This window comes from Caulobacter sp. LjRoot300, assembly GCF_964253875.1.
GTDB lineage: Bacteria > Pseudomonadota > Alphaproteobacteria > Caulobacterales > Caulobacteraceae > Caulobacter.
The window spans coordinates 1-14,378 of record NZ_CAXUSA020000010.1 but is presented as its reverse complement, the minus strand read 5'-3'; the positions used below and the strand labels follow the sequence as shown (position 1 = coordinate 14,378).

Genomic DNA, 14,378 nt, shown 5'->3' with positions numbered 1-14,378 from the left:
AAGCCCTAGCGCCGGCCTCACAGACACCCGCTCCGGAACCTTCCCTTCATGCTCGGCTTCGCCAAAAAGTTCTTCGGCTCTTCCAACGAACGCAAGGTCAAGGCGATGTCCGCCCAGGTGGCGAAGATCAACGCCCTGGAGCCGGAATACGCCGCGCTGTCCGACGAGGCCCTGCGGGCCAAGACCGACGAGTTCAAGGCCCGCCTGGCCAAGGGCGAGAGCCTCGACAGCCTGCTGCCCGAAGCCTTCGCCGTGGTCCGCGAAGCCGGCAAGCGCGTGCTGGGCATGCGCCACTTCGACGTCCAGATGGTGGGCGGCATGGTCCTGCACACCGGCGGGATCTCGGAAATGCGCACCGGCGAGGGCAAGACCCTGGTCGCCACCCTGCCCACCTACCTCAACGCGCTGGAAGGCAAGGGCGTCCACGTCATCACCGTGAACGACTACCTGGCCAAGCGCGACGCCGAGTGGATGGGCCAGATCCACAATTTCCTGGGCCTGTCGTACGGCGTGATCGTCAACGGCCTGAGCCAGGGCGAGCGCCAGCGCGCCTATCGCAGCGACATCACCTACGGCACCAACAACGAGTTCGGCTTCGACTACCTGCGCGACAACCTCGTCTACAGCGTCGAGGAAATGGTCCAGCGCGGCCACCACTACGTGATCGTCGACGAGGTGGACTCGATCCTGATCGACGAGGCCCGCACGCCGCTGATCATCTCGGGCCCGACCGAGGACCGCAGCGAGTTCTACAAGACCATCGACGTCCTGGTGAAGGAGCTCATCAAGGACAAGACCAACTACGATCACGACGAGAAGCAGAAGCAGGTCATCCTCACCGAGGACGGCCAGGAGCGCATCGAAGAGATCCTGATGGCGGGTGGCCACCTGGCCGAGGACACCGCCGGCCTCTACGACGCCGCCAACATTTCGGTGGTGCACCACGTCAACCAGGCCCTGCGGGCCAACGTGCTGTACACGCTCGACAAGGACTACATCGTCAAGGACAACGAAGTCGTTCTGATCGACGAGTTCACCGGTCGCATGATGACCGGCCGCCGCCTGTCCGAGGGCCTGCACCAGGCTATCGAGGCCAAGGAAGGCGCCGACATCCAGCCCGAGAACCAGACCCTGGCCTCGGTGACCATCCAGAACTACTTCCGCCTCTACAAGAAGCTGTCGGGCATGACCGGCACCGCGGCGACCGAGGCCCAGGAATTCGACGACATCTACAAGATGACCGTCAGCGAGATCCCGACCAACCGCCCGGTGATGCGCATCGACGACGACGACGAGGTCTATCGCACCGAGCGCGAGAAGAACGAGTCGATCCTCAAGCAGATCGCCGACTGCCACGCCCGCGGCCAGCCGATCCTGGTCGGCACCGTGTCGATCGAGAAATCCGAAGAGCTGTCCAGGCTGCTGTCGACCTATGCCTGGGAATGGGAAGGCAAGAAGCGCAAGGGCATCCCGCACCAGGTGCTGAACGCCCGCTTCCATGAGCAGGAAGCCGGCATCGTCGCCGACGCCGGCGTGCCCGGGGCGGTGACCATCGCCACCAACATGGCCGGCCGCGGCACCGACATCCAGCTGGGCGGCAACCTCGACATGCGCCTGGCCAACTGGCGCCAGCAGCAGAAGGGCCTGGGCATCACCCCGACCCACGAGGACGAGCTGGCCCAGAAGGCCGAGCTGGAAGCCGAGATCGGCGAAGCCAAGGCCAAGGCCCTGTCCGCCGGCGGCCTGTTCGTGCTGGGCACCGAGCGCCACGAGAGCCGCCGCATCGACAACCAGCTGCGCGGCCGCACGGGTCGTCAAGGCGACCCGGGCCGTTCGAAGTTCTTCCTGTCGTGCGAGGACGACCTGCTGCGCATCTTCGCCGGCGAGCGCCTGGACGCGATCATGCGCACCTTCGGCGTCCAGGAAGGCGAGGCGATCACCCACAAGTGGCTGAACAACGCCATCGCCACCGCCCAGAAGCGCGTCGAGCAGCGCAACTACGAGATCCGCAAGAACCTCCTGAAGTACGACGACGTCGTCAACGACCAGCGCAAGGCCGTGTTCGAGCAGCGCCAGGAGTTCATGGAGGCGACCGACCTCTCGGACATCATCACCGAGATGCGCCATGACGTGATCGATGACTTCGTCGCCCGCTACATGCCGCCCAAGGCCTATGCCGAGCAGTGGGACATCGAGGGGCTGGACGAGCGGGTCCAGGCCATTCTGGGCCTGACCCTGCCGCTGAAGGAGTGGGCCGCCGAGGAAGGCTTCGGCGACGAGGAGATGCGCGAGCGCCTGGTTAAGGCCGCCGACGCCTACGCCGCCGAGCGCGAGGTGATCATCACCCCCGAGCAGATGCGTTCGGTGGAGAAGAACTTCCTGCTGCAGATGATCGATCTGCAGTGGCGCGAGCACCTGATGCACCTGGACCACCTGCGCAACGTCATCGGCCTGCGCGGCTATGGCCAGCGCGACCCGCTCAATGAGTACAAGACCGAGGCCTTCTCGCTGTTCGAGAAGCTGCTGGGCGACCTGCGCACCAACACCACTCGCTGGCTGATGACGGTCGAGATCGCCTATGCCGAGCCCGAGCCGCTGCACACGCCCGAGGGCCTGATCCAGGTGCATCTGGACCCGCTGAGCGGCGAGAACGTCGCCACGGCCGGGGCCCTGCCGGAAGGCCTGTCGCCCGAGCAGCGCGAGGCCCTGCCGGTCTCGGTCCTGCCCGAAGGCTGGGAGTTCACCGCCCGCAACGGCGCCTGCCCCTGCGGCTCGGGCAAGAAGTTCAAGCACTGCCACGGGGCGCTGGTTTAAGCCCTGAGCGTCTGGTGATTATGGAAACGCCCGCCCTGGGAGACTGGGGCGGGCGTTTTTGCTTTCAGATGCAGTGGGACGCCCCCTCCGTCACGCCGCTTCGCGACGCGCCACCTCCCCCGCGTTGCGGGTGAGGAGGAAGCTGACCCGTTCTCCTCCCCCGTGAAACGGAGGAGGTGGCGGCGAAGCCGACGGATGGGGCGTCAGGCCGCGATCACGCCCTTAGTCGATCGGGTTCCAGCGTTCCGACGGGGCGGCCGCGCGCTTGGGGCCGCGGAAGTCGTTGCCGCCCGAGCGGGCCTGGCCCTGGGCTTGCGCCTGGCCTTGGCCGGTTCCCTGGCCGCCGCCGTTGCGGCCGCGACCCTGCTGGCCGCCCGGCTTGCCCTGGCCTTGACCAGCGCCGCCGCCCTTGCCCGGACGGTTGCGCTGGCGGCGCAGTTCGGACGGGACGTTGTTGCGCGGGTCGGCGCGGCGCGGATCGACGTACTTTTCCGGCGGGGCCAGCTTGTCGGCCACGGCCGCGGCGGCCGCCAGGTTCTTGTCGTTGCGACGGTCGAAGGTCGGGATCGTCTGGCGGGTGGCCTTCTGGATGTCCTTCAGCAGCGGACGCTCGTCATCGGCGCAGAAGCTGATGGCGATGCCGTCCTTGCCCTTGCGCGCCGTGCGGCCGATGCGGTGGACATAGGCCTCCGGCACGTTGGGCAGCTCGTAGTTGAACACGTGGCTGATGTCGTTGACGTCGATGCCGCGGGCGGCGATGTCGGTGGCGATCAGCGCCTTGACCTGGCCGGCCTTGAACGAGGCCAGGGCCCGTTCGCGCTGGCCTTGCGTCTTGTCGCCGTGGATGGCGGCGGATTCGATGCCGCTGGCGACCAGGTACTTGGCCACCCGATCGGCGCCGCGCTTGGTGCGGGTGAAGACGATGGCGCGCTCGACGCTCTTGTCGGCCAGCAGTTCGGCCAGCAGGGGACGCTTGCGCTGGGCCTCGATGAAGATCAGCGACTGGTCGATGCGCTCGACCGTGGTCGCCTGCGGGGTGATCGACACCTGGGCCGGGTTCTTCAGCAGCTCGCCGGCCAGCTTGCCGATCTCGCTGGGCATGGTGGCCGAGAAGAACAGGTTCTGGCGTTCCTTGGGCAGCTGGCTGGCGATCTTGCGGATCGGCACCACGAAGCCCAGGTCCAGCATCTGGTCGGCTTCGTCGAGCACGAAGATCTCGACGCCGTTCAGGTGGGCGCTCTTTTCGCCCAGGTGGTCCATCAGGCGGCCCGGGGTGGCCACGACCACGTCGACGCCGGCCGCCAGGGCCTTCATCTGCGGGCCGTACTTCACGCCGCCGAAGATGGTGGCGACGGTCAGGCCCATGTGCTTGCCGTAGTCGCGGAAGCTTTCGGCGATCTGGGTGGCGAGTTCGCGGGTGGGGGAGAGGACCAGGCAGCGGAAGCCGCGGCGCGGGGCCGGCTTCTTGTCCTCGGCCAGGCGATGCAGGATCGGCAGGGCGAAGGCGGCGGTCTTGCCGGTGCCGGTCTGGGCGATGCCCAGCAGGTCGCGGCCCGACAGCACCAGCGGAATGGCTTGCGCCTGGATCGGGGTGGGCGTGCTGTAGCCCTTGTCGGTCAGCGCCTTGAGAAGCGGCTTGGCGAGGCCGAGATCGGTGAATTGAGTCAAGTCAGAAGCTTTCGTGCAGCCGCGAGACGGCGCATGCGATCCTCGCACGGCTCGCCTGGCGGCGGGTCGGTGGGGAGCGCCCCGCGTGACACGGGCGGTCTGATGAGAAGCTTTCGGTGCGCTCGACAGGCTGGACCCGGAAGGGTCCCTCACGCGGCTGGAGCGCCGATAACGCCGGATGGCGTGAGGCGTATGTCGTTTATTGCAGGTGCGAAGTCAAGAGCGCAGCTGCAAAGGCCTTTTGACGCATGGCGTTGGCGAGCTGTTCGGGGACCCGCGCCGTGGCGCGGGTCCCCGGTCGCGGATCAGAACTTCCAGTTCAAGCCGACCAGGAGCGCCTGGCGGCCGCCGTCGCCGAACTCGCCGGCATAGGTGGCCGACGCGGTCAGGCCGGGGGCCAGGTCGTAGCCGACGCCGGCGCCGGCCGTGGCCAGGGTCCCGTCACGATCCAGCCCGCCGACGCGGATCGGCGTGGCCAGGCCGGCCAAGGCGCCGGATGCGGCGGTGTCGCCGCCGTCGGCCGTCGCGCGGAAGCCCAGCGAGGCGAACGGGTGAAGGCGCGCGCCAGCCGCCTGGCCGCCCAGCACCTCGACCTGGCCGTCGACGAACCAGGTCGACGAGGTGCCTTCCTGGACGGTGAGGGCGAAGGGCCCGCCGCCGCGTTCGACGAAGCCGTCGCGCGTGGCCCGGACGTAGCTGGCGCCCAGGCGCGGCCGCACCGCCCAGTCGGCGTTCAGCTGGGCGCGGTAGGCCAGGTTGACGTCGGCGATCCAGCTCTTGAGCTTGTAGTCGCCGCTGGCCGTGGTCCCGCCGGGCGCGGCGCGCCGGGTGTTGACGTCGGCGCCGTCATGAGCCGCCATGGCCCCCAGCTGGAAGCCGCCGATCCGGACCTGTCCCTGAACGCCGACCGCGAAGCTGTCGGTCTGGGTGCGGGCGTCCAGGTCGCGGATCCGCTGGCGGCCGTTCAGATAGCCGACGAAGACCCCCGCCCAGGCCGAGTCGACGCCATAGCCGACGCCGGCCAGGCCGCCCTGGGTGTCGATCTTGCCCCTGGCCACGCCGAGGCCGGCGTCGCCGTCCAGGGTGCGGCGGCTGGCGATCGCCTGGCCGAAGCCGAACAGGCCCGGCGCCTCGGGGGCGAAGCGGGCCTGGGCGCGCGACGCATCGACGATCGTCAGGCCATCCTCGATCGCCAGTTGCGAGGCCGAAGCGTAGGCCTGGGGCGCGACCCGGGCCAGGGCGCGAGGGTCGCTCTTGCTGGTGGCCGGATCGACCAGGGCCGGGAAGGCGGCGACCAGGGTGGCGCCGACCTTGTCCGCGATCAGGGCGGTGTTCAGCGTGCCGATCACGCCCGACACCTGCGAGGAGAAGCTCGTGTCGGTGGTGAACAGGCCCAGGGCCTGCAGGCGCGTGGACGTCTGGGCGATGTGCAGGTTCAGACCCTGGGTGCCGTCGATGGTCGAGAACGCGCCGACGATTCCGCCGCCGGCGGTGATCAGGTCCACCCGGCGTCCGGGCGTCAGGGCCGCGGCCCCGACCAGCTTCAGGGTGGCGCCCTGGGAGATCGTCACAGTGCCCGACACCAACAGCTGGTCGCTGACGGTCGGCGTGAACTCGAACAGGGCGGTCGAGCCCGCCGCCAGGGCGATGTCGCCCGTCACCGTCATCGTGCCCGGCGAAGCGCCCGGGCTCAGCGTCCCGGCCACGGCGATATTGCCGGTCACCGCGCCGGCCGAGCCGAAGGTCGCGCCTTGGGCCACGACGATGTTCGATGCGGTCAGGCGCGAGCCGGCCAGGCCGATCAGGCGTCCGTTGCGGACCTGGATCGTGTCGAAGCCGTAGTCGCCCGCCACGCTGACCACGCCCGACCGCAGGTCCAGCGTCTCGAAGCCGGTAAAGGGCGTGGAGCCCAGCGCGGTCGGCGCGGCGTCCGTGCCGCCCAGCGCCAGCTGCAGCGTGTCGAAGCCGCTTCCGCCGTTGGCCGAGCCGGCGAACGTCCCGCCGGTGGTCAGGCGCAGGGTGTCGTCGCCGGCCCCAAGGTCCAGCGCGCCGGAGAACGCGCCGCCCACCGCCATGGTGTTGGCGCCGCCGCCCAGGCTCAGGTCGCTGGCGTTCAGGCTCGAGCCCGCCGCCACGGTCAGGTCGCGGCTGTTGGTGACCAGGTGGTCGAACTTGGCCGCGCCGCCCGTGAAGTTCAGGGCGCCCGTGCCGGTGACCTGCAGGGTCTCGAACTGCTGAAGTTGGTCGCCGCGCAGCGACAGGTCGGCGATCAGGTCGATGTCGACCCTGTCGCTCCCTGTCCCGCCCAAGACCGTGCCGGTCAATTGGCCGCCGGCGGCCAGATGGAACACGTCGTCGCCGGCGCCCAGGTCGACTGTGCCCGCCAGCGCGCCGCCCGGCAGGATCGACAGCGTCTGGCCAGTCCCGCCTTCGAAGGTCGTGGTTTCGCCGGCCGCGCCGAGCACGCCGGAGACGGCCATCTGGCCGCCGTCCAGGGCGATCGTCTCGAAGCCGCTCAGCGACCCGCTGACGGTGACGGGCGCGGCCGCCGTGAAGCGGACCCTGTCGATCCCCGCGCCGCCCCTGTAGGCGCCGGCGAGCTGGGTGAACTCGACCTGCAGGTTGTCGGCCCCGCCGCCCAGGTCGACCTGGGCGATGTCGGCGTCGATGCGGAGGGCCTCATCCTGGTCGCCGCCCGAGAGGCGGCCTACGGTGTAGGCCCCGGCGGTCAGGTAGGCGTTCGCGCCGGCCAGGCTGATGGAGTCCCAGTTCTGGTCGAGCGCCAGGGTCAGGTTTCCCGCCCCCGTCACGCCTAGGCTCTCGAAGCCGTTGCGGAGATGGGGGCCGTTGCTGTCGCCGGCCAGCTCGAGGATGTAGGTATCGCTTCCGTCGCCGCCGTCGATCGCGCCGCTGACGGTCGAGCCCCAGCCTTCGGTATAGGTGTCGTCCCCCGCGCCGAGCTGGACGGCGCCGCCGATCGAGCCGTGGTTGACCACGGTGTCGACGCCGTCGCCCAGGGAGGCCCCGCCCGCGATCGAGCCGTCGACCGTGAGGTGTTCGGACCCCGCGCCGCCGGCGAAGGTGACGGCGCCGGTGGTGGTCACGGTGTCGCCGGCCAGGACGACCGCCGAGCTGTCTTCCAGGACGATGGGGCCAGCCCCGAAGGCGCCGACATAGTTGAGGCTGCCGCCGCCGATCTGCTTGAAGCTCTCGAAGTTCACGAACCGAGAGGTCGAGATCGTGCCGCCGCCGGTGGAGTCGATGACCAGGGTGTCCAGGCCGTAGCCGCCGTCCACCGCGCCGTTCATCGCGCCGCCCACCCACTGGACGAACGTGTCGTTGCCATCGCCCAGGGTGACGTCGCCGTTGATCGTGCCGTAGTTCTCGATCCGGTCCTCGCCCCAACGGACGTCGACGCCGCCGTTGATGACGCCCTCGTTATGCACGGTCATGGCCGTGTAGTAGGTGCTGGCGATGGCCTTGCCGGTGGTGCTGGTGATCTCGCCGCCCGCCGCGTTGTTTACGGTCATGGCCAGGCCGAAGTCGGCGTGGATCGCATCCGAGCCCGTGCTCTTGATCACGCCGCTGTTGTTGATCGTGAACGGCCCCATGGGCGAGGGATAGTCGTAGGTCGTCTGGAACGCATAGCCGCCTGTCGCGATGGTCCCGCTGTTGTCGACGGTCGCGACGTTCTTGACGCCCACCGCCGGCGCGCCGCCGACGGCCTGGGTGATGCTGCCGGTATTGGTGAGGGCCATTGCCCCGTTCACGCCGACCACGCCGCTCAGGCTGATCGAGCCGGAATTGGTCACCGAGGCGCCGCCGAAGATGGCGCTCACCGTGTAGAAGGGGCTGGCTGGGCCGCTGGCCGAGATGGCGCCGACGTTTTCGAACGTGGCCTGATCATGCAGCGCGATGACGTTGTTCGTCGAGCCGCTGGATGGATAGGCGCCGGCCTGGGTGTAGGTGATCGCGCCGCGGCTGATGATCGATTGCGGGGCCCGGGTGTCCCAGACCTGGCCGTAGTCACCCCAGAGGGCGATGGCGTTGGACCAGTTGGTGGTGATGTCCGCCGTCAGGTCCAGCGAGCCCTCGCCGGTAAGATTGAGCGTGGAGTTCAGCGGGCGGGCGGCTGTCACCTTGGCGTTGGCGGCGTTCTGCAACACCAGGCCCAAGGCTTCGAACCCGGCGGGCAGATCCACGGTGGTCGTGGTGTCGGCGCCAATGCGCAGGACCAGGCGGTCAATGCCTTCGCCGGCGTCGACCATGCCCGTGACGCCGGTGAAGCGTCCGTCCACGAACCGGCTCAGATCAGTGACGAAGACGTCGTCGCCCGCGCCAAGCTTGAGGTTCCCGTTCAGCGTTCCGCCGTTGTCCGTGAAGGCGTCGCTCGAGGGGAAGGCCGAATTGCCGGCGAAGTCGACGTCGCCGTTGATCACCCCTGCGTTGGCGACGCGATTGCCACCTCCGAAGGTTCCATTGGAGGTGACGGCGACCGGCCCGGAGATGGTCCCGCCCACGAGGTTCTCGAGGCTGGAATAGTACATCTCCACGCCCGCGCCCGCGCCCGCGTCGGTCGCCTTGATCGAGCCGCTGTTGGTCACGGCGCCGTAGGACACGCTCACGCCGAAGGTCGCGCCCTCGATCGAGCCGGTGTTCACCAACCCGTTGCCGTACGAACCGCTCTGGCTGACGCCCGTGGTCTGGGAGCGAATGGCGCCATTGTTCTGGAAGAGGCCGTTCGACGACACGCCCAGTCCTTCGGCGGTGATGGCGCCGTTGTTGACGAAGAAGGTTTGCCCGGAGTTCCAGATCAGCAGCCCTTTGCCGCCGTTGACCGCCGCGATGTCGCCGTTGTTGGTAAAGGCGGTGGGGCCATCGACGGCCAGGGCGAAGTCCAGCGAAGCGTAATAGTAGGGCGGGTGGTAGTTCGGGTCGTAGGTGAAGTTGATATCGCCGTTGTTGACGAACTCGATCCGCGCGCCGGTGTTGAAGCCGGTGAGAAGCTGAAGGCCCTGGCCGGTGGTGGTGAGGTCGGCGTTGGAGACGACCCGGCCCTTGCCCGTGAAGACCACGTCGTTGAGGGAGTTGGTATCGAACGTCGCGGTGGCCTCATCGCTCAGGCGAACCTGGTACTTCTGGAAGTTGGTGGGCAGGACGAGGCGTCCTTTCAGGCCATCCAGCACGGTGTCCTGCGCCAGGTCGAACACCAGCGTGTTGGTTCCGCCGCCACCGTCGATCCTTCCGGTGACGCCCAGGGCGCGGCCGTTGGCGAGGTCCAGGCTGGCGATCAGCGTGTCGTCCATGGAGCCGAGCAGCAGGTCGCCAACGATGGTCCCGCCGACATTGTCGACCAGATTGGTCGAATAGTAGGTCGGCCCGGTGTTCACGACCGAGCCGATGATGGTCCCGCGGTTCCAGATCGTTTGCGAGCTCGCCATCTGGATGGCGATCGGGCCACCGGACGAGATCACGCCTCCCACCTCGTTTCTGAGCGCGAGATTGAAAGTCGCGTCGATGGCCGGTCCCGACCCGAGGTTGGTGATGAGGCCGGTGTTGACGATGATCCCGCCGGTCGCATCGAAGTCGATGGTCGCGGCCGCGCCGTTTGACTGGATCACGCCGCTGTTGTCGACGGCGCCGGCGTAGGGCCGGCCGTTCGCCGGGCCGCTGCGATAGGCGCTGTTGCTTCCGCCGTCGATCAGGCCGGCGTTGGCCAGCGTACCGACCGCCGCGTCGACGCCGCCGATGAAACCGCCCTGGCGGTTGGTAACCGTCTGGAAGCCGGCATAGTCGCCGGCGACCAGCGCCGGACCGGTTGTCGACCGGATCTGGCCGCTGTTGTCCAGCGTGATGGCCGCGTTGGCCCAAGCGCTCCCGGCGCGCGCCTGGATCGCCGTCGCCCCCACGATTTCACCCGCCGCGCCGACGGTGAGATCGAGGCTGACGTTGTTGTACGCCGCCGCGCCGGGCAGGCCGTCGAGGAACACCCCCGCGGTCGCGCCCCCGTCGATCCGCCCGTCGACGGTCAGCTTATGGCTCGAGCCATACGGATAGGTCGGGTCGAGCGTCGCGAGATAGGCCGCCGTGTCGCCGGCGCCAGGCGTCAGCACCGCGCCGGCCGTGACGTTGGTCGTGCTGGAACGGGCGACGGTCAGCCCGTTGCTGTTGACGCCCGAACAGGTGAGGATGACGCCGGCCCACAGCGGCGCCGAATTGGGGCAATCGGCGAACGCCGCGCTTCCCATCCCCATCGTCAGCGCCAAAGCGCTGCAGCCCAACCAACGCTTGCGCTTGACGCACGCGGAACCACTCGACTCGACCACAGGAAAATGCCCCCAATCAACACTACCTAGGGAGCGGTTCTAGCTTTGCCGTAGGAACGCGTCGAGTGTTCGTCTCGTGCAGAAGTTGCGGGCGTTCAGGGCGCCTCGAAAAAGCGCTCCACCTGCGCGCCCCAGCCATAGGTGGCGCTGTTGAGCTGGTCGCGGTCGTAGGCCGGGACCTCCTTGAAGCGGTCCTTGGTCAGGTCGGCGACATAGGCCTGGTCCGTGTCGTCCCAGGTCAGCAGGCGCCAGGGGAGGGGACGGAACTTGCCGCCGGCCGCGAACAGACCCGCGGGCTCGACGGCGACATAGCGGACGATACCGGCGTCGCGGTCGATGAACAGCTCGCGGATCACGCCCAGCTTGTGGCCGCCGGCATCCTTGATCTTCAGCCCGACCAGGGTGGCGCTCTTGGCCAGGCGATCGTCGAGGCTCATCGGGGTCTCCTTGATTGTCCGGGGATCAAACGCGGCCACGGCGGGGATCGATCCACAAGGGACTACGACCATGGCGGGGTTTGCCGCCGTCGCGGAGCGGGCTATGCCTGTTACCGCTACCGTCATTGACGCGACCCAAGACGTAGAGGCGGAACCGGGAGAGAGGCATGAACGGCAAGATCCGGGCCCTGCGCTGGTGGATGATCGGCCTGGTGATGTTGGGCGCGGTGCTCAACTATCTGACCCGCAGCACCCTGGGCGTGGCGGCGCCCACCGTGCTGGCCGACCTGCACATCGGCCCCAAGGAATATTCCTGGATCACCGGGGCCTTCCAGCTGGGCGTCATGCTGCAGCCCCTGTGCGGCTACGTGCTGGATTCCATCGGCCTGAAGCTGGGTTTCGCCCTGTTCGCCACCGCCTGGTCGCTGATCACCATGGCCCACGGCCTGGCCGGCAACTGGCAGGCGCTGCTGGGGCTGCGCGGGGCGCTGGGCGTGGCCGAGGGCTGCGCCCATCCGGCCGGCATGAAGGCGGTGTCCACCTGGTTCCCGGCCCGCGAGCGCGGCCTGGCCGGCGGGGTCTACAACATCGGCGCCTCGATGGGCTCGGTGCTGGCGCCGCCGCTGGTGGCCTGGTCGATCCTGGTCTGGAACTGGCGGGCCGCCTTCGTCGTGGCCGGGGTCCTGGGCCTGGCCTGGGTGGCGCTGTGGCTCCTCGCCTATGAGTCCCCCGACAAGCACAAGGGCCTGTCCGACGCCGAGCGCGACCTGATCGCCGCCGGCCAGGAGGCCCACCTGGAGGACGCCGGGACCCGGCCTTCGCTGCTGAGCCTGCTGGGCCGCCGCAACTTCTGGGGCATCGCCCTGCCCAGGTTCCTGGCCGACCCGACCTGGGGCACGCTGTCGTTCTGGATCCCGCTGTACCTGACCACGGTCCGGCATTTCGACCTGAAGCAGATCGCCCTGTTCGCCTGGCTGCCGTTCGTGGCCGCAGACATCGGCTGCCTGTTCGGCCCGGCCGTGGTGCTGTTCCTGCAAAGGCGCGGGGTCAGCCTGGTCAACGCCCGGCGCGGGGCCTTCACCCTGGGGGCGGCGCTGATGACCGGCATGATGTTCGTCGGCCGGGTCGAGAGCCCCTACATCGCGATCGCCCTGCTGTGCCTGGGCGGCTTCGCCCACCAGACCCTGTCGGTGACGGTGATCACCATGTCGTCGGACCTGTTCCGCCGCAACGAGGTGGCGACCGTGGCCGGCCTGGCCGGGTTCTTCGCCAATCTGGGGGTCCTGGTCTTCTCGCTGCTGATCGGCGGCCTAGTGGCCACGGTGGGCTACGACCCGTTCTTCGTCGCCCTGGGCGTGCTGGACCTGGCCGGCGCGGCCCTGCTGTGGATCCTGGTCCGTGATCCGGCTAACACCTCGACCGCCAAGCCCGTCACCGTTCCCGCCCTGTAGAGCCATGCCGCAAGACACGATCCCCAATCCGATCCTGAGGGGCTTCAACCCCGACCCGTCGATCGTCCGCGTCGGCGAGGACTACTACATCGCCACCTCGACCTTCGAGTGGTTCCCGGGCGTGCAGATCCACCATTCGCGCGACCTGGTGAACTGGCGGCTGCTGACCCGGCCCCTGACCCGGCCCAGCCAACTGAACATGCTGGGCGCGCCCGACGGCTGCGGGCTGTGGGCGCCGTGCCTGACCCACGCCGACGGCCGGTTCTGGCTGATCTACACCGACGTCAAGCGCTACGGCCGCACCACGGTTGGGGGAGCGTCGGGCGCGTCCCTGCGCGACTTCCACAACTACCTGGTCACCGCCGACGACATCGAGGGGCCGTGGTCGGATCCGGTCTATCTCAACAGCAGCGGCTTCGACCCGTCACTGTTCCACGACGACGACGGCCGAAAGTGGCTGCTGAACCAGTTGTGGGACCACCGGCCCGGCCGCGACCGTTTCGCGGGCATCGTCGCCCAGGAATACGACGCCTCCGCCGCCAGGCTGGTGGGTGAGCGCAAGCTGATCTTCCCGGGCACGGCCCTGGGCCTGACCGAGGCGCCGCACCTCTACAAGCGCGACGGCTGGTACCACCTGATCACCGCCGAGGGCGGCACGGGCTTCGGCCACGCGGTGACCATGGCCCGCTCGCGGACGCTGGAAGGGCCCTACGACCTGCATCCCGACGGCCCGGTGCTGACCGCCCGCGACCGGCCGCACGCGGCGCTGCAGCGGGCCGGCCACGCCGACCTGGTCGAAACCCCCGACGGAACGACCTGGATGGCCTATCTGTGCGGCCGGCCGCTGCCCAATCGCGGCCGTTGCGTGCTGGGCCGCGAGACGGCGATCCAGCCGATGGCCTGGGGCGAGGACGGCTGGCTGCGCACCCGCGACGGCTCGGGCGACCCAGAGCTGGCCCCGCCGTCGCCGGGCCTGCCGCTGGCGCCCTGGCCGGCCGCCCCGGCTTGGGAGGACTTCGATGGTCCCGCCCTGCCGATCGACTTCCAGTGGCTGCGCTCGCCGTTCCCGGACGAGCTGTTCAGCCTGACGGCGCGTCCGGGCTGGCTGCGGCTGTTCGGCCGCGAGACGATCGGCAGCCAGCACCGCCAGGCCCTGGTCGCCCGCCGCCAGCAGGCGTTCTGCTACAGCGCTCGCACCGTGCTGGACTTCGCGCCCGCGCACTTCCAGCAGGCGGCGGGGCTGGTCTGCTACTACGGGGCCAGCAAGTTCCATTACCTGTTCGTGTCGCGCGACGACGAGCACGGCCGCCATCTGCAGGTGATGTCGGCCCTGCCCGACAGCGCCCAGGCCGACGCCTTCACCGCCTCGATCCCGCTGCCCGACCAGGGTCTGGTCCACCTGCGGGTCGAGGTCGATTTCGAGCGCCTGCGCTTCGCCTTCAGCCTGGACGGAGAGCGGTGGACCTGGCTGCCCCAGGTGTTCGACGCCTCGATCCTGTCGGACGAGGCCACCGCTCCCGGCGCGCCCAACTTCACCGGCGCCTTCGTCGGCATGGCCTGCCAGGACCTGTCGGGCGCGATGCGGCCGGCCGACTTCGACGGGTTTGGCTATGTGGAGCGGGAGTATCAGGCGACGGTGGGGTAGCGCCAAGGCAAGCCCGCGCCAGAACCCCTCTCTCTTT

6 protein-coding genes are annotated in these 14,378 nt (G+C 69.0%); 3 read left to right on the top strand and 3 right to left on the bottom strand.

Annotated features, from left to right (window positions below; all coding sequences use genetic code 11):
* Positions 1 to 48: 48 nt before the first annotated feature.
* Positions 49 to 2,814, top strand: a complete 2,766-nt coding sequence (gene secA, locus ACSQ2G_RS22440) for a preprotein translocase subunit SecA (protein WP_436034597.1) — start codon at positions 49 to 51, stop codon at positions 2,812 to 2,814.
* Positions 2,815 to 3,036: 222 nt separating this feature from the next.
* Here secA and ACSQ2G_RS22435 read toward each other — a convergent pair whose 3' ends face one another.
* The 3 genes from ACSQ2G_RS22435 to ACSQ2G_RS22425 all read right to left on the bottom strand — a co-directional run bounded on the left by ACSQ2G_RS22435 (position 3,037) and on the right by ACSQ2G_RS22425 (position 11,245).
* Positions 3,037 to 4,482: a DEAD/DEAH box helicase gene (locus ACSQ2G_RS22435; protein WP_436034596.1), complete on the bottom strand. Its 1,446-nt coding sequence runs from the start codon at positions 4,480 to 4,482 to the stop codon at positions 3,037 to 3,039.
* A 305-nt stretch (positions 4,483 to 4,787) separates the two neighbouring features.
* Positions 4,788 to 10,736: a hypothetical protein gene (locus tag ACSQ2G_RS22430; RefSeq protein WP_436034595.1), complete on the bottom strand. Its 5,949-nt coding sequence runs from the start codon at positions 10,734 to 10,736 to the stop codon at positions 4,788 to 4,790.
* Between the two features lie 167 nt (positions 10,737 to 10,903).
* Positions 10,904 to 11,245: a PRC-barrel domain-containing protein gene (locus ACSQ2G_RS22425; RefSeq protein WP_436034594.1), complete on the bottom strand. Its 342-nt coding sequence runs from the start codon at positions 11,243 to 11,245 to the stop codon at positions 10,904 to 10,906.
* A 167-nt stretch (positions 11,246 to 11,412) separates the two neighbouring features.
* On the opposite strand from ACSQ2G_RS22425, the gene ACSQ2G_RS22420 reads away from it, so the two are divergent.
* The gene (locus ACSQ2G_RS22420; RefSeq protein ID WP_436034593.1) at positions 11,413 to 12,696 is read left to right on the top strand and encodes an MFS transporter; all 1,284 of its coding nucleotides are present in this window, start codon (positions 11,413 to 11,415) and stop codon (positions 12,694 to 12,696) included.
* A gap of 4 nt (positions 12,697 to 12,700) precedes the next feature.
* Complete coding sequence (locus tag ACSQ2G_RS22415) at positions 12,701 to 14,341, top strand: glycoside hydrolase family 43 protein (RefSeq protein WP_436034592.1); 1,641 nt, start codon at positions 12,701 to 12,703, stop codon at positions 14,339 to 14,341.
* The last annotated feature ends 37 nt before the right edge of the window (positions 14,342 to 14,378 follow it).

What these genes read in the sequence shown, in the direction of transcription:
- secA (WP_436034597.1), top strand. Translation starts at nt 49, where the DNA reads ATGCTCGGCTTCGCCAAAAAGTTCTTCGGCTCTTCCAACGAACGCAAG.
- ACSQ2G_RS22430 (WP_436034595.1), bottom strand. Translation starts at nt 10,736, where the DNA reads ATGGGGATGGGAAGCGCGGCGTTCGCCGATTGCCCCAATTCGGCGCCG.
- ACSQ2G_RS22425 (WP_436034594.1), bottom strand. Translation starts at nt 11,245, where the DNA reads ATGAGCCTCGACGATCGCCTGGCCAAGAGCGCCACCCTGGTCGGGCTG.
- ACSQ2G_RS22420 (WP_436034593.1), top strand. Translation starts at nt 11,413, where the DNA reads ATGAACGGCAAGATCCGGGCCCTGCGCTGGTGGATGATCGGCCTGGTG.
- ACSQ2G_RS22415 (WP_436034592.1), top strand. Translation starts at nt 12,701, where the DNA reads ATGCCGCAAGACACGATCCCCAATCCGATCCTGAGGGGCTTCAACCCC.